At 44.4% G+C, this 18,598-nt stretch carries 13 protein-coding genes, 4 tRNA genes and 3 pseudogenes; 9 read left to right on the top strand and 11 right to left on the bottom strand.

From position 1 onward, the window contains the following. Positions 1–283: 283 nt before the first annotated feature. The 8 genes from tuf to murB all read right to left on the bottom strand — a co-directional run bounded on the left by tuf (position 284) and on the right by murB (position 4,830). A complete protein-coding gene (gene tuf / locus C2M32_RS00730) occupies positions 284–1,468 on the bottom strand; it encodes an elongation factor Tu (protein ID WP_105166643.1) in 1,185 nt (394 codons plus the stop codon). A 127-nt stretch (positions 1,469–1,595) separates the two neighbouring features. Continuing rightward, a tRNA-Thr gene (locus C2M32_RS00725) sits at positions 1,596–1,671 on the bottom strand. Between the two features lie 12 nt (positions 1,672–1,683). Beyond that, positions 1,684–1,758: transfer RNA gene (locus C2M32_RS00720), tRNA-Gly, on the bottom strand. A 44-nt stretch (positions 1,759–1,802) separates the two neighbouring features. After that, a tRNA-Tyr gene (locus tag C2M32_RS00715) sits at positions 1,803–1,887 on the bottom strand. 46 nt (positions 1,888–1,933) lie between these two features. Further along, a tRNA-Thr gene (locus tag C2M32_RS00710) sits at positions 1,934–2,009 on the bottom strand. Between the two features lie 121 nt (positions 2,010–2,130). Then, the gene (locus C2M32_RS00705; RefSeq protein WP_105166642.1) at positions 2,131–2,835 is read right to left on the bottom strand and encodes a type III pantothenate kinase; all 705 of its coding nucleotides are present in this window, start codon (positions 2,833–2,835) and stop codon (positions 2,131–2,133) included. Next, positions 2,835–3,824 carry a bifunctional biotin--[acetyl-CoA-carboxylase] ligase/biotin operon repressor BirA gene (gene birA, locus C2M32_RS00700; RefSeq protein ID WP_105166641.1) on the bottom strand — a complete coding sequence of 330 codons (990 nt, stop codon included), beginning with the start codon at positions 3,822–3,824 and terminating at the stop codon, positions 2,835–2,837. Before birA ends, C2M32_RS00705 begins: the two co-directional genes overlap by 1 nt. Further along, complete coding sequence (gene murB, locus C2M32_RS00695) at positions 3,817–4,830, bottom strand: UDP-N-acetylmuramate dehydrogenase (protein ID WP_105166640.1); 1,014 nt, start codon at positions 4,828–4,830, stop codon at positions 3,817–3,819. Before murB ends, birA begins: the two co-directional genes overlap by 8 nt. Positions 4,831–4,961: 131 nt before the next feature. Here murB and C2M32_RS00690 point away from each other — a divergent pair. Continuing rightward, a pseudogene (locus C2M32_RS00690) lies at positions 4,962–6,805 on the top strand (M1 family metallopeptidase). A 33-nt stretch (positions 6,806–6,838) separates the two neighbouring features. Here the strand turns inward: C2M32_RS00690 and C2M32_RS00685 are convergent. Further along, positions 6,839–7,489 carry a DUF2057 domain-containing protein gene (locus C2M32_RS00685; protein ID WP_158678069.1) on the bottom strand — a complete coding sequence of 217 codons (651 nt, stop codon included), beginning with the start codon at positions 7,487–7,489 and terminating at the stop codon, positions 6,839–6,841. Between the two features lie 144 nt (positions 7,490–7,633). Here C2M32_RS00685 and C2M32_RS00680 point away from each other — a divergent pair, with 144 nt between their 5' ends. The 5 genes and pseudogenes from C2M32_RS00680 (at position 7,634) to C2M32_RS00665 (ending at position 14,665) form a co-directional block, all read left to right on the top strand. Then, on the top strand, positions 7,634–8,005 hold the full coding sequence (locus C2M32_RS00680) for a histidine triad nucleotide-binding protein (RefSeq protein WP_105166638.1): 372 nt from the start codon (positions 7,634–7,636) through the stop codon (positions 8,003–8,005). Positions 8,006–8,215: 210 nt separating this feature from the next. Continuing rightward, positions 8,216–8,848, top strand: a pseudogene (locus C2M32_RS00675) (response regulator transcription factor); the annotation flags it as partial. Further along, a pseudogene (locus C2M32_RS21135) lies at positions 8,808–8,906 on the top strand (hypothetical protein); the annotation flags it as partial. The pseudogenes C2M32_RS00675 and C2M32_RS21135, both read left to right, overlap by 41 nt. A 107-nt stretch (positions 8,907–9,013) precedes the next feature. Then, positions 9,014–11,173 (top strand): ATP-binding protein, encoded by a 2,160-nt coding sequence (locus C2M32_RS00670; protein ID WP_105166637.1) that lies wholly within the window; start codon positions 9,014–9,016, stop codon positions 11,171–11,173. Positions 11,174–11,374: 201 nt separating this feature from the next. Continuing rightward, a complete protein-coding gene (locus tag C2M32_RS00665; protein ID WP_105166636.1) occupies positions 11,375–14,665 on the top strand; it encodes a methyl-accepting chemotaxis protein in 3,291 nt (1,096 codons plus the stop codon). A 44-nt stretch (positions 14,666–14,709) separates the two neighbouring features. Here the strand turns inward: C2M32_RS00665 and C2M32_RS00660 are convergent, their stop codons facing one another. Both C2M32_RS00660 and C2M32_RS00655 read right to left on the bottom strand, forming a co-directional pair. After that, complete coding sequence (locus tag C2M32_RS00660) at positions 14,710–15,495, bottom strand: amidohydrolase (RefSeq protein WP_105166635.1); 786 nt, start codon at positions 15,493–15,495, stop codon at positions 14,710–14,712. After that, positions 15,483–16,577 (bottom strand): methionine aminotransferase, encoded by a 1,095-nt coding sequence (locus C2M32_RS00655; RefSeq protein ID WP_234401196.1) that lies wholly within the window; start codon positions 16,575–16,577, stop codon positions 15,483–15,485. Before C2M32_RS00655 ends, C2M32_RS00660 begins: the two co-directional genes overlap by 13 nt. A gap of 159 nt (positions 16,578–16,736) precedes the next feature. Between C2M32_RS00655 and C2M32_RS00650 the strand changes: the two genes are divergently transcribed. From C2M32_RS00650 to C2M32_RS00640, 3 genes are read left to right on the top strand one after another with little or no spacing between them, the layout of a single operon-like run. Further along, positions 16,737–17,351, top strand: coding sequence for a methylthioribulose 1-phosphate dehydratase (locus C2M32_RS00650; RefSeq protein WP_105166633.1), 615 nt, complete (start codon positions 16,737–16,739; stop codon positions 17,349–17,351). Next, entirely contained in the window at positions 17,348–18,031 is a 684-nt protein-coding gene (gene mtnC, locus C2M32_RS00645; protein ID WP_105166632.1) for an acireductone synthase, read from the top strand. Before C2M32_RS00650 ends, mtnC begins: the two co-directional genes overlap by 4 nt. Beyond that, a complete protein-coding gene (locus C2M32_RS00640) occupies positions 18,028–18,570 on the top strand; it encodes a 1,2-dihydroxy-3-keto-5-methylthiopentene dioxygenase (protein ID WP_105166631.1) in 543 nt (180 codons plus the stop codon). Before mtnC ends, C2M32_RS00640 begins: the two co-directional genes overlap by 4 nt. Positions 18,571–18,598: the final 28 nt, after the last annotated feature.

Below are 18,598 nucleotides of genomic sequence, written 5' to 3'. Positions count from 1 at the left end.
CCATAGGAAAGCGCGCAGTCTTTTAACCTGCGTTTGATTTAGAAATGATGACTTTTAAGTATAACAGTATGACAGGAATACAGTTAGGAAATGTATTTGGGGACTCATGATAGCCCCTTAGACATTATTTCATTTGCGCAAGGTGAAACGAGCCAATCTAACAACCGCTGAGAGACTCAACGTCGGATAGCGCTGTCCTTTTCCAACCAGCCAGCCCCAAAACTCAGGCATTAAAAAAGGCCACCTAAGTGACCTTTTTTACAGTGTTACTGCAATCTATTGATTATTCAATGATTGTAGCTACAACACCAGCACCTACTGTACGGCCACCTTCACGGATAGCGAAGCGTAAACCTTCGTCCATCGCGATTGGAACGATTAGCTCAACAGTCATCTTGATGTTGTCACCAGGCATTACCATTTCTACGCCTTCTGGTAACTCAACGTTACCTGTTACGTCAGTTGTACGGAAGTAGAACTGTGGACGGTAGCCTTTGAAGAATGGCGTGTGACGACCACCTTCATCTTTAGAAAGTACGTATACTTCTGAAGTGAACTTAGTGTGTGGGTTGATTGAACCAGGCTTACATAGAACCTGACCACGCTCAACTTCGTCACGCTTAGTACCACGTAGTAGTGCACCGATGTTCTCACCCGCACGACCTTCGTCTAGAAGCTTACGGAACATCTCAACACCCGTACAAGTTGTCTTCGTAGTTTCTTTGATACCTACGATTTCAACTTCGTCGTTCACGTTGATGATACCAGCTTCAACACGGCCTGTTACTACTGTACCACGACCCTGGATTGAGAATACGTCTTCGATAGGCATGATGAATGGCTTATCGATGTCACGCTCTGGCTCTGGGATGTAAGTATCTAGTGCTTCTGCAAGCTCAACGATTTTGTCTTCCCACTCTTTCTCGCCTTCTAACGCCTTAAGAGCAGAACCTTGGATTAGAGGTAGGTCATCACCTGGGAAGTCATACTCAGAAAGTAGTTCACGTACTTCCATCTCTACTAGCTCTAGAAGCTCTTCGTCGTCAACCATGTCACATTTGTTCATGAATACGATGATGTAAGGTACACCAACCTGACGAGAAAGTAGGATGTGCTCACGTGTTTGAGGCATAGGACCGTCAGTAGCAGCAACTACTAGGATCGCGCCGTCCATCTGTGCAGCACCTGTGATCATGTTTTTAACATAGTCAGCGTGTCCTGGACAGTCTACGTGTGCGTAGTGACGAGTTGGTGTATCGTACTCAACGTGTGAAGTTGAGATTGTGATACCACGCTCACGCTCTTCTGGAGCGTTATCGATTGATGCGAAGTCTTTTGCTTCACCACCGTATACTTTTGCAAGTACGTTAGTGATTGCTGCTGTTAGAGTTGTTTTACCGTGGTCAACGTGGCCGATTGTACCTACGTTTACGTGCGGTTTTACGCGTTCAAACTTTTCTTTTGCCATGACGGAACCTATCAGTTTTTGTGTATCTAGATTACATATAAAAATAACCCGCCATATGCGAGCTAAGCTTATTCTTTCAGTTATTTAATGACAAATCAAAGGAAGTATTTGAGAAGATTCTTAAGACTGGTGCTGATAGGCAGATTTGAACTGCCGACCTCACCCTTACCAAGGGTGCGCTCTACCAACTGAGCTATATCAGCACACCAGAATACTGGAGCGGGCAGCGGGAATCGAACCCGCATCATCAGCTTGGAAGGCTGAGGTAATAGCCATTATACGATGCCCGCTTTAGGAACCTGTTCTTAACTACCTCGAACCGTCAAGAATAAAGTGGTGGAGGGGGCTGGATTCGAACCAGCGAAGGCAGTGCCGTCAGATTTACAGTCTGATCCCTTTGGCCGCTCGGGAACCCCTCCACGAAAAATTCTTTCCTAAAGCATCTGCAGATTGCAGTGTAAAAAATGGTGCCGACTATCCGAGTCGAACGGATGACCTACTGATTACAAGTCAGTTGCTCTACCAACTGAGCTAAGTCGGCACTGCTTTAGTACGGGGCGAGATTCTAGAGCAAGGTTTCGGGCGATGCAACAACAATCTGCAAAAAAATGTGAAAATAATGCTTAAGTGCTCAGATTTACGGCAAAATCGCGCTAAAACATTCAAAGTTGAATGTTTTTACGCCAAAACAACAGTCCCTGAAAGACTAAAAAGTCATGAAATGACGTCTCACATTCAAGCTGTTGTGATATAAATTCACCGTATCCTCCTGCACAAATCACCTTTAGGTCACGTTTATCGCACTTTAAACTGGCAATGCCCGCATACACAGCGCCAAGCGTCGCCACCAAAGCGCCATTTTTAACCGCATAGGGCGTATTGGTGCCCAACTCTTGGGTAAATGGACTTTGTGTATCACTGAATACTTTTTGAGTGTTACTCACCACACTGTTGACCATCATATCAAGCCCTGGCAAGATCCAGCCGCCTAAATGATGACCGTTTGCACTAAGCACATCGACTTTAGTCGCCGTGCCAGAATCCACGATGACACAATGTTGGTTAGGATATAAATGGTGACATGCCACGACAGTCAGCCAGCGATCGATACCGAGATTTTGATATTGACTATAAGCACAATGTAACTGACCTAACACGGGTGTCACATAAGCTTGGACGACCGTAATATTCATCTGCTGCGCTTTGGCGATATAAGGTGCCAGCTCATCAGACTTACCCACTTGTGCCACCAGCACCTCACTGATGTCTTCCCAAGGGATCTCGTTTTGAGCGATTAGCTTGATAGCCTGCTGTTGGGCCAAAGCTAATTTGACCGCAGTATTACCCACATCAATTAATAGGCGCATTAGTTGTCCTTACGCAGTGATATTTCACCGCCAAAATAACTTTTTAATTCACCATCCTGACGTAAAACAATGCCTCCTTGTTCATCGATGCCTTCGCACACCCCTCGCCATTGCCGTTGCCCTGTTGTTAAGGTGACAACCTCTCCTGCAAAAGCATTTACCGCGTTCCACTGTACTTTCATCTCGGCCAAACCACTTTTTTGGTATTGCGCCAAGCGCGCCGCTAAACAGTGAGTGAGTACGGCAACCAATTGGTTTTTATCAAGCGCTCCGATATGACTCGACAAGTCTGTCCAAGGTTGATCGATATGAGTTGACGCGCCGTCTGGCATCAACAAGTTAATCCCAATGCCGATTACCAAATGGCAAGGGCCTTCTACTTGACCATCCAGCTCAACCAATACTCCCGCGAGTTTTTTACCATTGAGGTAAATATCATTTGGCCATTTGAGCGCCACGTCCAGTCGGTACAAAGATTTAAGCGCATCATATACCGCCAATCCCACGGCAATGGAGACGCCCATTGCAGCTTGTAGGCCATCATCTAAGCGCCAGTAATAACTGTAATACAAGTTGGCACCAAATGGTGATTGCCATGTACGTCCTCGTCTACCCCGACCGGCTTGTTGCATTTCAGCTACGAGGATCTGGCCAGAAGCCATAGGTTGTCTAGCCTGTACACGACGCATTAACTCACTGTTGGTTGAGTCAATCACCGGTTCCACTTCAATTGGATTTTGACATTGTAACCGGGTTAAATGCTGACTGATCTGCGCTTTATCTAGCAAAGGTAAGCTATGATTGAGACTGTAGCCTTTGCCACTGACGGTAAAAATATCAATGCCCATTTCTTGTAGCGAAGCAATATGTTTTGACACCGCAGCACGGCTAATACCCAACTGTTCACCCAGCAACTGCCCCGACACAAACCCACCTTGATTTAACGCATTAAGAATCGCCAGCTTGTTACCTTGTGGTGCTTTATTCATTCATAACTCCTTGAATGTGAATTTCATCATATTGCCCTATCAGTCGCACTTCATGTTCTAAGCGAACTTGGAACTGATGCCAAACATGCCGTTGAATATATTCAATCATGGCTATCAAATCTGCCGCGCTGCCATTGCCTTGATTCACCAATACCAAAGCTTGCTGTTGATAAACGGCAATATCACCAATTTGGTGGCCCTTAAGACCCAGTTGTTCTATCAACCACCCCGCCGCAAGCTTTTGTTGTTGAGGGTCAACATAATAGACGGGCATAGTGGCAAAGCGCTGTTTGAGTTTTGTCACTACCTCGTTACTCACAATGGGGTTTTTGAAAAAACTACCTGCATTGGCCAGTATCTGAGGGTCTGGTAACTTACTTTGTCGAATATTGATGACCGTTTCACATACTTGCTGGGCCGTAGGTTGCCCATCACGAAGAACCTGTAACGGGCCATAACTCAACTGTGGCTGCCATTGCTTAGTTAAGCTAAGCCCTACTTGCGTGATCACAAAACGGCCTTTGCGAGCGTGCTTAAACACCGAATCCCGATAGCCAAACTCACATTGTCCGTTATCCAGCCTTACACATTGTTTGGTCTCAATATCGAAACCTTCAACATACTCAACAAATTGCGCCAACTCTACGCCATAAGCGCCAATGTTTTGCACGGGTGCGGCACCGACTGTTCCGGGTATCAGTGCTAAGTTTTCTAACCCCGCAATATTTTGGTCGAGTAAATGAACAACCAAAGCGTGCCAGTTCTCCCCTGCGGCCACTTCTACCAACCAGTCGCTATCACGCTCCTCTATTGAGATTCCTTGCAGGGCAATCCTAATCACTGTACCTGCAAAGTCGTCTACAAAGACGGTGTTGCTCCCTTCTCCGAGCAAACAAAATGGCTTTGAAAAATCAATATCTTGGAGCTGTTGCCAAGCACTGATAGTCACCAACTGATGGCATTGACTAGGTAAAGCGAATGTATGTAGGGACTGTAAAGCGTGCACTTCATGGCCTTAACAAATAATTTCAATAGCGCTAGTTTACCTGATCACTTAACTGGGCGCATCCATGTGTGATCTTATCCCTAAGCATGTTATAACATGGCCACTAACACTCCATAATAAGCAAGGATTTTATGAAATTAACAGCCTTCGCGACCAGCCTTGCGCTGGCGGGACTCTCACATTCTGTCATAGCAAACCAAGCTGTAGACCAACACACTTACGCTAATCTAAATGATGTTATTTCAACTCACCTACATTTGGATTTGGACGTAGACTTTGCCGATAAGCAGCTTGAAGGCTTTGTTGAGCACACCTTGGAGTGGAAGAATAGCAATGCTCGCACTTTGGTGCTCGATACCCGTGATTTAGAGATTGATAAGGTCATGTACCAAGGCCGTGATGGCCAATGGCATCAAGCCAATTTTACACTTGCCAAACGTGATGATGTTAAAGGCGCTAAGTTGTCTATACGCTTCAAAGAGCAGGCGAAAAAAGCCCGTATTTATTACAACAGCTTGCCACAAGCTTCGGGATTACAGTGGCTAACACCAGTACAGACTGCCAGTAAAACTCATCCGTTCATGTACAGTCAGTCTCAGGCTATTCACGCTCGTAGCTGGATCCCAGTGCAAGATACGCCAGCTATGCGCGTAACATACTCGGCGCGTATCAACACCCCAGAGGATGTACGAGCAGTCATGAGTGCTGACAACTCGGGCGCGCTTATCAAAGATGGTGATTACTGGTTTGACATGCCGCAGGCCATTCCACCGTATTTAATCGCTATTGGTGCGGGTAATCTTGAATATAAAGAGATGTCACACCAAACAGCCATTTTTGCAGAGCCACAAATATTGGATGCATCGGTTGCAGAGTTTAATGACACGCAAACCATGATCAACAAAACCAATGCCATGTATGGTGAATATGCATGGGGTCGCTACGATTTACTAATGCTTCCTCCAAGCTTCCCATTGGTGGGATGGAAAATCCTCGTTTGTCTTTTATCACGCCCACCGTCGTCGCAGGGGATAAAAGTTTAGTTAATCTTATCGCCCATGAATTGGCTCACTCTTGGTCTGGTAACTTAGTGACCAACGCCACGTGGGAAGATTTATGGCTGAATGAAGGTTTTACCTCATACGTTGAAAATCGCATTATGGAAGAGGTATTTGGTCGAGAACGTGCGGTGATGGAACAAGCCCTTGATGCGGCAGGTTTACGCGCACTACTAAAAACAATTGCTGCGCCAGATACACGTTTAAATCTGAAGCTAAATGGCCGCGATCCTGACGATGCCTTTAGCTCTGTCCCTTACACCAAAGGTCAGCTGTTTTTGATTTATTTAGAAGAGCAGTTTGGTCGTGAAAAGTTTGATGTATTCGTCAAAGAGTACTTTAAAACATACGCCTTTAAATCGGTTACTACTGCGGAATTCGTTGAGTACTTAAAGAAAAACTTACTTGAGAAGTACCCAGGTGTGGTCAGCTTGGAAAAAGCCAAAGAGTGGATCTTTGAACCTGGCTTACCAAGTGACGCGCCTAACCCCACGTCCGATGCCTTTGACAAAGTCGATGCGCACACACAGGCGTGGCTAACTGGCAAGCAAGACTTAAATAGCTTACCAACCGACAGTTGGAGCGTTCACGAGTGGTTGCACTTTATCAACAACCTTCCTCGTGATCTTGCACTCACCAGAATGAGCGAATTAGACAAGGCATTTAACCTAACCCAATCAACCAATGCGGAACGCGCATTTGCTTGGTATATGCTAGCCGTAGGTAATGGGTATGAAGCCATCTATCCAGCTCTAGATAAACATTTAACGGGTATTGGCCGTCGTAAGTTGATCGTACCTTTGTACAAAGCGCTGGTAAAACACGGCAAACGCGACTGGGCCTACCAGGTTTACCAAAATGCTCGTCCGGGTTACCACCCATTAGCACAAGGCACGATTGACGCTATTTTTGAGTAATACGCAGTCAATTAATTTCAAAATAAAGGGCCATTATTGGCCCTTTATTCTTTCTAAAAATGCCGCCCTTTGCGCCTCATTGGCTTGCTGCCACCAAAACTCTAGCATGGAGTAGGCATCGGGATGTGAAACACCTTTAGCGGATTTATTGCTAGGTGGCGTACTGCTAGGTGGCGTACTGCTAAGTGGCGCACTGCTAAGTGGCGCAGCAGCAGTTACCGACTTGACTGTTCCCTTCCCTTTGGCAACTTGCCGCTCTGGCAGTGCACTTGGGCGATACTTCAAGGTTTTAAGTGCGAGCGTCTCGCCATTTGGCAATTGCAGTGCAGCACTGGGATGTTTTGCAAATTGCTTCGCCAAATCGACCGTCTCTGGCCGCTGAAATACCACCTGATAATCGCCTTCATTCATCAGTTCAACAATTACCCAAAACGGCTCTGATTCAATGATCTCATGTTCGTCATAGTTTAATTCATATAAGTCATTGTATTTTAGTTTTAATATATGACGACCAGGAGCAAGCTCTAACTCAGTGACTTTACTAAACAATGAATGTTCGACTTCTTGTTCATTCACTTGTAAAGGGTACAGTTCGGTCGAAAAATTTACCGTCGCACTGTTGGCATAAGCAAAGCTGTGTAACGCAAGTAACGCTATGAATAAACCAAATATCTTAACATTCATTCTATATCCTTTCTTTTTGTGGCGATCTACATTTGCAGTTTGACAGGCAGTGTAAACTTTGTCATTAGTGTAACCATTCAACCTTAGTATACCCACCATGCCGTTCCATGATTGAAACAGTGCATGTATTTAGTAGGATCTAACATGACAGATAGCACAATTTTCGACAAAATTATCAACAAAGAAATTCCAGCAGAGATTATTTATGAAGACGAGCACACGCTTGCATTCAAGGATATCAACCCGCAAGCGCCCTTCCATGTTTTGGTGATCCCCAAACAACGCATTGCAACCATTAATGACGTAAATGAAGACAATGCTCACCTTGTTGGCAACTTATATGTTGTTGCCGCAAAGCTCGCTAAGCAACACGGTTTTGCCGAAGATGGCTACCGCGTGGTGATGAACTGCAATGAACATGGCGGACAAACAGTGTACCATATTCACTTACATATGCTCGCCGGACAGGCCATGGGCTGGCCACCATATCAAAATAAGAAAAAAGAACTATTCTAAACTATTCTTTGTTAAGCAATGTAAACAGTTAAGTTATTATGCTGAAAAACAAAACTTAACTTATATCAAAAGCTTAACGTTTTAATTGGATAATATGTTACTGCTCATGATGTTATCAAGCAGTAACATATACCAAATACTTCTATGCGTTGATGAAAATACTAATACAAAAGGGCGGAACCTCATGTTAGCATTAAGTCATCAGTTTGAATGAGAGTGTTAGTATCAATGAGCAGTTCTGCCTTTTTGTTATTAGATAAAAATCCAATTAATACCATAGGTATCAACGTTCTTCAGCCATTGCTTAAAACGCAAGGGTTAGAAGTTATTACCAGTACCAACATCGAAGATGTACCTGAAGGGACAAGAATCCTATTTATCGAAACATCACCCAAAGATGCGTGGAATACGCTCAAAGAGCAGCTCTCTCGATTACAAGTCAATTGCGACATCGTTCTTTTTAACCTTGATGAAAACCCAGAGTTGGCCAATAGAGCACTATTAAGTGGTATTCGAGGTGTTTTTTATACGACTGACAATGCGGATGTACTGATGAAGGGGATCCGTCTATTGATGGAAAACCAGCTATGGTATCGACGTGAAATCATGTGCAACGCACTTAATCGTATGTTGCAGTTTAATAAAGATGCGTTGCATAAGCTTACAGAAGGTGACATCGAGCCGGTAAAACTCACTAAACGAGAAAAGGCAATAATCTCCTTAATGAGTAAAGGTGCTAAGAATAAAGAAATCGCGGAAGACCTCAATATCAGCCCGCATACAGTTAAAACACACTTATACAGCGCATTTAGAAAAACCAAGTGTCGTAACCGTATCGAATTACTATCTTGGGCCCAACAAAATATCCCAGACGAAATTCGCTAGGCGCTCTATTTATTAATTGCGTTAAGGAAACAGTCGCTTTGGCGACTGTTTTGCTTCTTTACTCCCTCACCACAAGTCTCTATGCTAACCCATTAAGTGCCCAGCATAATAAATAATAACAATATGTTTGATCCTAAAACTCTGTACATCACCAGCGCTGCGATGATGGCGATGATGGTATTACTTAACTTTCTCACTTGGCGAACGAACAAAGATACGCCGGGCACCTTGCTCTACATATTTTATCCTTTGGTGTTGTTTGCAGCCGTGATCGGATTCTCGGTGCATAGCCAGTTACACTTATGGCAGAGTATTGGTTTTGCAAATGCATTACTGTTCACCGCCTCAATCATTCATTGCTTCTCAATATCACAATTTCTAAATTACAAAGGTATAGAACTGAAGCTGTTTCTGTGCACCACCGCCATACTCTTTGTTGGATTGGTTTACTTCAGTGCATTTGATGACAATTTGCGTTACCGAATTTTAGTATCAGATCTACAACACATTGCTGAAACTATCTTTTTACTTTATCTATTTTTACGCTTTGCCCGTCCTTTGTATCCTAATGGCACGATTGTCTACACCATCATTTTATTGTTGGTTATGAGTGCGTTTACTGCGCGTACGTTTTTAATGGGAGATGTCACCCAATTTAGTTTACTCGACGACAACTGGTTTGTGACGACGTTATTCATTAACGGTGTGTTAGCGCCCATATTTTACGCCACAGGCATGGCGCTACTCTGTAACGAAAAACGAGAGTTGAATCTCAATCGACTCACAGAAAAAGCACAAAAAGATTTAGAGATCAGAGGGCTATTCCTGTCTACAATCAGCCATGAAATCCGCACCCCGCTTAATGGTATTTTAGGCAGTGCCCAGCTGGTGTTAAACCGAACAACCAATCACCGTAATAAGGCTTACTGTGAAGCTATCATTAATTCTGCGGAATCACTTAACTTACTCATAGACAAGGTGTTGGACTATGCCAGTTTAGACCAAAGTGACGAAGCCTTGTATGAAGAAGATGTCGAGCTAAAAAGTTGGTTGAACAATTTATGTCTGCTGCTCAGTCCGCTTGCTGAACAGAAAAAGCTGTCGTTTGAGTTAGTGTATGATTTGCCAGATCAAGCCTGTTACTATTGCGACCAGCAAAAGCTGAGACAAATCGTGATCAATCTCGTTGGCAATGCCATCAAGTTTACCGACAAAGGCAGCGTCAAAATCCGCGTAGAGCTGGTCAAAGAAACCAATATGAACCACACCGTTCGCTTTAGCGTTATCGATTCAGGTCCCGGGATCGATAAAGAAGATATCGACAAATTGACTGAACCTTATGTACAAAGTAGTGCTGGAAAAATAAAAGGCGGCACAGGACTTGGCTTGGCAATTACTAGCCGTCTACTTGAGCGCTTAGGTTCACAGCTAAACATTAACAGCGCGATAGGCCAAGGCAGCGTATTTAGTTTTGATGTGACCCTGACACTGGGAGAGTTGAGCCTTGTGGAGCAGCGCCACCACAACCCTGACTGTCTCATTGGCCTAAATGTGTTACTGGTTGAAGATTTAGATTTAAACCAAAAAATTGCCATTGAATTTATGGCAGCCGATGAGCATAAAGTAAAACTCGCCACCGATGGTCAAAGTGCTATTACGCTGCTACAACAATACCAATTTGACGTCGTATTACTGGATATGAACCTGCCAGATCTGACAGGTCAAGAAGTGATGCGTAAGCTGAAAAATATTGAACACAAAAACAAGCGGACGCCCTTTTTAGCGTTTACCGCCAGCCTCAGTCCAGATGAGATCAAAGAGTATTTAACTCTCGGTATCAAAGATATTGTTGGTAAACCGATTAAACAAGAAAAACTTCGACAAGCTCTAAGCGACTCACAAAGCGCGCAAAAGCCAAACATCAGCATAGAGCTAACCGACACACTGTATGATGATACCGCCGTTAACTCACTTAAAAGTGGCTTTAGCGAAGATGAGATCTCCTCGGTTTATAATGAGTTTGTCTTATCCGCCCGCAATAAACTTATTCACATTCAACAATTGGAAGAGGTTAACACAGATCAATGTATCAAACTGCTTCATCGCCAAGCAGGCACCGCCTTGCAATTAGGTTTTAATCGCTATGGATTGGCACTGAAAAAAGTTGAGCGGCGCTTACTCGACGGAAAATCTAGCGATGGTGAACTCACTCAGGCCATGAATTTATGGCAACAGAGTTTGGAAGCTTATTTAAGTTTTATAAGAAAGAGCACTTTAGGCTAGAACACTCGACAGTGAGGTGTTGCGGTATCGCACACCTCACAATACTGTATCATACTTTTTTGCTAGCAAAAAACCTTCCCCCCACCATATTTGCCGATTATTTAGACACTATTTTCTCGACGCAAACGAGAATTGTTCTACACTTTCTATCAGTCTGTTGTTTGGTTAGCACTTCTACAAATTGGTAACAAGGAATATGTTATGCGCAACTTTATCAAGCATATCACCACGCTTAACTTAACGAAAAAACTCACTATTGCTTTTTTGCTGGTTGCTTTGATCCCCACCGCTGGCATTATTGCTATTGCGCTGTATCACGCCTCCTCTGCACTGCAAGCGCAGTCATATGCACAACTTGGTGCAGTGAGTGAAGTTAAAAAGAACGCCGTACTTAGGCACTTTGATGGGGTACGCGATAAACTGCAAATATTGGCTATCAGCCCACATACCGCCAGAGCAGCCGAATCGTTTACCTATGCCATCGCCAATTTGGATACGCCTACTCATATCCCACAGAGCTTAGATAACTTTTATCAAACACAGTTTGCGAATAAGTTTGTTGCAGAAAATCCCAATACACAGCCACCTACAGGGTTGCTAGAGACGCTCACCCCCGAAGGGATTGAACTACAAACCCGCTACATAGCAAACAATACTTACCCTTTGGGCGAAAAATCACGGCTGATCAGTACAGGGCATTTGGATAGTTACGATCTCGCTCATGGTGAGTTTCATCAATACTTCACCGAAGTCTCTGATATATCTGAGCTATACGATTTATTTATAATCGACAACCATACAGGCCTCGTCGTATATTCAGTGTTCAAAGAGCTCGATTTTGCCACATCTTTAATTGAAGGCCCCTACGCCGATAGCAATTTAGCTAAAGTGTTTAATGCCGCCAGAACGCTCGAAGCGGACCAAACCTATGCCTTTGTTGATTATGAACCCTATCTTCCCTCATACAACGCCCCAGCTAGTTTTATCGCCGCTCCCATTGAAATTAAGGGAACTGCTGGTGCAACCTTGGTATTTCAGCTCTCTGTGACGGCCTTAAATAGCATTATGACTGAAAGAGAAGGGCTTGGAGAAAGTGGTGAAACCTATTTGGTTGGACCCGAAGGGCTGATGCGATCGGATTCCTATTTAGACCCACTCCATCACTCAGTGGTTAACTCATTTAAAAACCCAGCAAAGGGCAGTATCAACACCGAATCTTTTCGCTTAGCTATCGCGGGACAAGCGGGGCAAAAGCTGGTCACCGACTACAATGGTCATAGCGTGCTATCGGCATACACGCCCGTCAACATTATGGGCGTGCAATGGGCCCTACTATCAGAAATAGACGAAACCGAAGCATTTGCAGCCGTTAACCAACTTACACAAGTCTTGGCTATCATGCTACTTGTCTGTATCACCATCATCATCATTGCAGCACTGTGGTTTGCTAAAACACTCACAAAACCTGTTCATGCTTTGGTTTCAACCATGCGCCGGGTTGAACACGAAGGGGATTTTTCATTGCGCGCGCCCGTGTCTACCAGCGATGAGATTGGAGAGTCAGCCCAAGCGTTCAATTCGATGTTAGATGCATTGCAGGTATCGTTAACCGCCACTAACCGTGTTATGAACAAAATGGCTGATGGCTGCTTTTCCGACCGTATAAAAGTTGAGTGTAAAGGTGAACTGGATGTACTAAAACAAGCGACTAACCATTGTGCAAGTACATTAGACAGCGCCATTGGAGAGATTAATAACATCATTAAGTCGATGTCCGAAGGACAATTCGATGGCCAAATACATGCCACCATGTCTGGCGATCTGGCTAAGCTCAAAGACAATGTGAACCACTCTCTTTATTCTTTAGATAACACCATGAATGCCATTGTTCATGTTATGAAAAACGTTGAACAAGGAAACTTCAAAGAACAAATCAACATTGAGGCAGGGGGCAAATTAGAACAGTTGAAAAACTGTGTGAATAATTCCGTGCAGAGTTTATCTGGTGCTGTGGATGATGTGAGTAAAGTAATGAACGCCATTCGTAACGGTGACTTGAGTAAGCGCATTAGCCTACCGCTACAAGGACAATTAGAAACACTAAAAGATGACATTAATTTCAGTGTCACCAATTTGGCCGAAGTGATTGAAGATATTTGCAGTGTCATGGCTTCTGTCAGTCAGGGAGACTTTAAGCATGTGGTTACCTGCCAAGCAAATGGCCAACTCGGAAAGCTTAAAAACGACATCAACCTGTCGATTGAATCCCTTGATGTGGCCGTCAGCGAGATTTCATCTGTCATGACAGCCATCAGTTATGGGCGCTTTGACCGAACCATCGAATCTGCGATGAAAGGCCAGCTGCATTCCCTCAAAACAGACATCAACCGCTCAGTCAACAATCTTAGTCAAGTCATTGCTGAACTTGGCAGCGTGATGGCGGCGATGTGTGAGGGTAATTTCAGTCTCCAAATTACCTCAGATTTACAAGGCCAACTACTACAACTCAAAGATGATGTGAATGGTTCAATCGCGGTCATTAATGACGCCATAAATGAAGTGACACAGGTGCTAAGCGCATTAGCGAAAGGTGATTTAACACACACCATTGACGGTAACTATGAGGGTGTGTTCAATACCTTGAAAAGTGATGTTAATGCCACGATTGCCAAGTTAACAGAGGTTATTGAGAGTATTCAATGCACCGCTCATAACGTATCACAGAGCGCAGCTGAAATTGCCGATAGCAATACGGAGATCAGTGCGCGCACTGAGGAGCAGGCAGCTAATCTAGAAGAAGCTAGCGCCAGCACCAGCCAAATGCTGGATGCATTAACCCAAGTCTCAAACCAATCCGGCTCTGCTGTTAAACTAGCCCGTAATGCGGAAGAAACGGCCAAAGAGGGTGGAGAGCTGTCGAATGAAACGGTGGTTGCCATTCACGAAGTGGATAAAGCCAGCAAAAGTATAAACGAGATTGTCTCTGTGATTGATGGTTTAGCGTTTCAAACCAACTTATTGGCGCTCAATGCTGCGGTTGAAGCAGCTCGGGCAGGCGAAAACGGTAAAGGCTTCGCGGTTGTTGCCAATGAAGTCAGAGAATTGGCTGGCCGCAGTGCTTCCTCCGCCAAACAAATCAAGGAAATCATCGCCAATAGCAACGAGAAAGTTGGTCAAGGGATTGAAATGGCCAATAGCTCAGGATTGAAGCTGGAACAAATCGTCTCAGCAGTCTTAGAAGTCAGTGAGATCATAATTAAAATCAACAATTCCACCAACAGTCAACAACATGCCATCAAAGAAGTTGATCAAGTGGTACAACGGCTCACTGATTTAATTCAAGAGAATTCAGCCATTACCGAAGAAACCATGGCCGCAGCTAAGCAAATGGCCGAACAATCCCATGAAATGCGTCGCCTTTTAGACTACTTCAATTTGGCCAAAGACACCCCCCAAGCGACATTGCTGGTGCACCAGTACAACGCATCTTAATCGGAGCCCTCACTTTTAACTATCACTAAAAGTGAGGGGCGTGGCTAAATGCTCAGTGTGAACGCGTCTGCATCCAAGTGTGCAGGAAAACCCGTTCTAAACTGAACTAATTCATCATGCAACAACGTGACCACACACACACCCTGTTGCTCATCATTAACACCCGAGATTGGCTGGCCAAGATAATCATATGCCGCCGTACCACCAGAATGCGCGACGCCATTACCATCATCACCAATACGATTACATGCCAAAACATAACATTGATTTTCTATCGCGCGAGCGATTAATAAATGGTCCCAAGCATAGCGTCTAACTGCCGGCCAATTAGCCACGTTTATCATCACATCATAATCATTCAGGCTGCGTTGAAATACCGGGAAACGTAAGTCGTAACACACCTGAGGCAAGATCCTAAATCCCTTGATGGTAAAAACTTTTCTTTGCTCACCAGCAACAACATGCGCGCCCTCGTTCCCTAAGCAAAAAAGGTGGCGCTTATCATAAAACTCATAACGTCCATCGGGCCACACCCAGTAAAAACGATTTGCTTTCTTGCCTGCTTGTTGCACCAATACAGAGCCGGCAACCACGGTTTTCAAGCGCGCAGCTGTGCACTTCATCCATGCAAATATGGGCCCTTCTTCAGGCTCTGCCACATCCAAGTTTATAGCAAAACCAGTGGCGAACGTTTCGGGCAAGACGAGTAAATCAACGGCTTCACCCAGTGTCAGCATACTATCTAAATTAACCAAGTTTTGTGCAACTTGGCACCAATGTATATCACTTTGAACCAATGCAACTTTTAAACTACTTGCTATAACTGACATAACTTCTCCGCGGCTTTTAATAACGTTTCAGTGTGCTTGGCAAAGCATAAACGGATAATTTTATCACCCGGTGGCGACTCATAAAAAACACTCAATGGAATGGCGGCAACCCCCACTTCTTTAGCCAAATACTCACAAAATGCCACATCATCAAGCGGTGAAATCGCTGAATAATCCAACAGTAGGAAGTAAGTCCCCTCACTGGCTAAAATTTTGAAACGACTCCCCTTAAGCGCATCAACCAATACATCGCGTTTTTGCTGATAAAACATCGCTAGTTCGTCAACATGATGACCATGTTCACTGAGCATATCAGTGAGCGCAAACTGTGCAGGCGTAAAACTAGAAAACGTCACATACTGATGAACCTTACGAAACTCTTCGCTTAGCTTGCTTGGCGCAACACAGTAACCCATTTTCCAGCCTGTACAATGGAACGTCTTACCGAAGCTGGAAATGACAAAACTGCGTTCAAAAAGCTCTTCGTCTGCTAGAGCGCTTAAATGAGGCTGACCGTCAAACGTAATGTGTTCATACACTTCATCACTAATAAGCAGCAGATCGTGCTCAATAAGTATTGATTTTAGTGCTGCTCTATCTTTATCAGTCAAGATCTTCGCACTAGGGTTGTGTGGTGTATTGATGATGATTGCGCGAGTTTTATGGGTCACCTTGCTGGCAACTTGTTGCCAATCAATGCTGTAATCTGGAGAGCGCAGAGCAATATGGACCGCTTTACCACCAGCCAATTCAATCGCAGGTGCATAACTATCGTAGGCAGGGTCAAAAATAATGATTTCATCTCCCTGATGCGTTATGGCCTGTATTGCCACGAACAATGCTTCGGTCGCGCCGCTGGTCACTGTGACCATACTATCTGGGTGGACCGTCTGCCCATAACGTCGCTGGATTAAACAGGCAATTTGCGTTTGTAAACCTGTGATGCCTGATGAAGGAGAGTATTGGTTCAGGCCAGAATCGGCGTAATGTGCTAACTGTTTTTTAAGGAAGTCAGGCGCATCAAACTCAGGAAAACCTTGCGATAAATTAATCGCCTGATACTGATTAGCCAGTGCGGTCATTTGACTAAAAATACTGGTGCCTAGGTGTGGTAATTTACTTTCCAATGTCCTTCTCTCTTTGATGATGGTGCAAAACTAAAAGCGATGTTATTATTACACAAATAGATGTATAGCCGTCTAAATATTTTTATTTTCTTTGCCAGAACAAGGTAACACAGGATGAACAATGATGCTGCTAAATCAGCACTAATTGAAACGGGTAAATGGGTTAGTCAGCGCGGGTGGGTGCCAGCAACAGGCGGTAACTTTTCGATCAAAACGCACACTGGGTTTGTGGTCACTGCTAGCGGCTATGATAAAGGTCATTTAGCCTTTGAACATTTCTTGGAACTGGATACCGAGGGTAAGGTCACTGCTGGTCAGGGCAAACCTTCAGCCGAAACCGCATTACATTTGAAGTTATATCAACTGGTGCCACAAACAAGGTGCGTGTTACACACACATTCCGTCGCAGCGACTGTATTATCACGATTTGAGACGAGTCATGTGCTAACCATCAACGGCTATGAAATGCAAAAGTCCTTGTCGGGCATACATAGCCATCAAACACCACTAGAAATCGCAGTGTTCGATAATGATCAGGATATTGATAGACTCGCAGCACGAGTTGCCGAGCACCATCAACACGCTCCAATTCAACACGCGGTATTAATCAGAGGGCATGGCTTATATGCGCTGGGTAATAGCGTCAACGAAACACGTCGCCATATTGAAGGGCTGGAGTTTTTATTTGCCTGTGAACTAGAAAGAATCAAGTTGGAGTCAACAAAATGATAAAGGCCATAGTGACAGATATTGAGGGCACCATCACACGCATTTCATTCGTGAAGGATGTCCTGTTTCCATATGCGGCTAAGCACCTCGAACACTTTGTAAAAACTCATCATCAACGCGAAGATGTCAGTACACAAATCCAAGCTGTTCGCAAAGAGCTGAATAACCCAGATGCTAGCATTGAAGAGGTTATCGCCGCATTGTTAGGGTGGATCAAAGCGGATAAAAAAGTGACTCCACTGAAGCAATTGCAAGGCTATATTTGGCAGTCGGGTTATGAAGAAGGTGACTTCACAGGACATATCTATCCTGACGCTTACGAATTCCTGTGTGCGCAAAAAGCCGATGGTGCTGATTTGTATGTCTATTCCTCCGGATCTGTAAAGGCACAGCAATTGCTATTTGCTCATTCAGACTTTGGCGATATTCGCCATTTGTTTAGCGACTATTTCGACACTCAAGTCGGTGCCAAGCAAGAACCACAATCTTATCAAGCCATATTAGCCCAACTTCCTTACCCACCTGAGCAGGTCTTATTCTTAAGTGATGTTGTGGCGGAACTGGATGCGGCTAAAGCGGCGGGTATGAAAACATTACAACTTTGGCGTGACGCTCAACCACAAAGCGCGGCTCATCCAGCTATTCATAACTTTAACGACTTTGAGGCGCATAACCTATGAGCCATCTAACTATTTTTCTAGACCAACAACCCAATGAAGCGCAATTAAGTACATCGGATGTCACACTCATCCAACAACAATTACAATCCGTGGGGGTCTGTTTTGAACAATGGCAAGCTTCACAAACTATTCTCGATGATATGAGCGAAGCAGATATCAAGCAGGCTTATCATCAGGATATAGCGCGTGTACAAGCTGATGGCGGTTATCAAACTGTAGACGTTATCTCGCTGGCTAAAGGTAATCCCAATGCCGCACAACTGCGAGAAAAATTTTTGTTTGAGCATACTCACAGCGAAGACGAAGTGCGATTTTTCGTAAAAGGACAAGGCCTGTTTTGCCTACATATTGATGAAAAGGTCTATCAAGTACTGTGTCAACAAGGCGATTTGATCTCTGTGCCTGCCAACACCGCACACTGGTTTGATATGGGTAGTGACCCTGAGTTTACTGCCATACGTTTTTTCAACAATGAGGCGGGTTGGGTAGCGCAAAGCACAGAGTCTGACATTGCCAAACGTTTTCCCACGTTAGACTAAACCCATTGAAAAAGGCGACTCATGGTCG

Source organism: Pseudoalteromonas sp. T1lg23B, assembly GCF_002964665.1.
GTDB lineage: Bacteria > Pseudomonadota > Gammaproteobacteria > Enterobacterales > Alteromonadaceae > Pseudoalteromonas.
Note: the sequence above shows the minus strand (reverse complement) of the source record. Positions and strands in the feature narration are given on the sequence as shown.

Coding starts and splice junctions, on each gene's coding strand:
- C2M32_RS00705 (WP_105166642.1), bottom strand. CDS start 2,835: ATGCGCCTATTAATTGATGTGGGTAATACTGCGGTCAAATTAGCTTTG.
- tuf (WP_105166643.1), bottom strand. CDS start 1,468: ATGGCAAAAGAAAAGTTTGAACGCGTAAAACCGCACGTAAACGTAGGT.
- C2M32_RS00685 (WP_158678069.1), bottom strand. CDS start 7,489: ATGAATGTTAAGATATTTGGTTTATTCATAGCGTTACTTGCGTTACAC.
- C2M32_RS00660 (WP_105166635.1), bottom strand. CDS start 15,495: ATGTCAGTTATAGCAAGTAGTTTAAAAGTTGCATTGGTTCAAAGTGAT.
- C2M32_RS00650 (WP_105166633.1), top strand. CDS start 16,737: ATGAACAATGATGCTGCTAAATCAGCACTAATTGAAACGGGTAAATGG.
- C2M32_RS00640 (WP_105166631.1), top strand. CDS start 18,028: ATGAGCCATCTAACTATTTTTCTAGACCAACAACCCAATGAAGCGCAA.
- C2M32_RS00680 (WP_105166638.1), top strand. CDS start 7,634: ATGACAGATAGCACAATTTTCGACAAAATTATCAACAAAGAAATTCCA.
- C2M32_RS00670 (WP_105166637.1), top strand. CDS start 9,014: ATGTTTGATCCTAAAACTCTGTACATCACCAGCGCTGCGATGATGGCG.
- C2M32_RS00665 (WP_105166636.1), top strand. CDS start 11,375: ATGCGCAACTTTATCAAGCATATCACCACGCTTAACTTAACGAAAAAA.
- C2M32_RS00655 (WP_234401196.1), bottom strand. CDS start 16,577: ATGACCGCACTGGCTAATCAGTATCAGGCGATTAATTTATCGCAAGGT.
- mtnC (WP_105166632.1), top strand. CDS start 17,348: ATGATAAAGGCCATAGTGACAGATATTGAGGGCACCATCACACGCATT.
- birA (WP_105166641.1), bottom strand. CDS start 3,824: ATGAATAAAGCACCACAAGGTAACAAGCTGGCGATTCTTAATGCGTTA.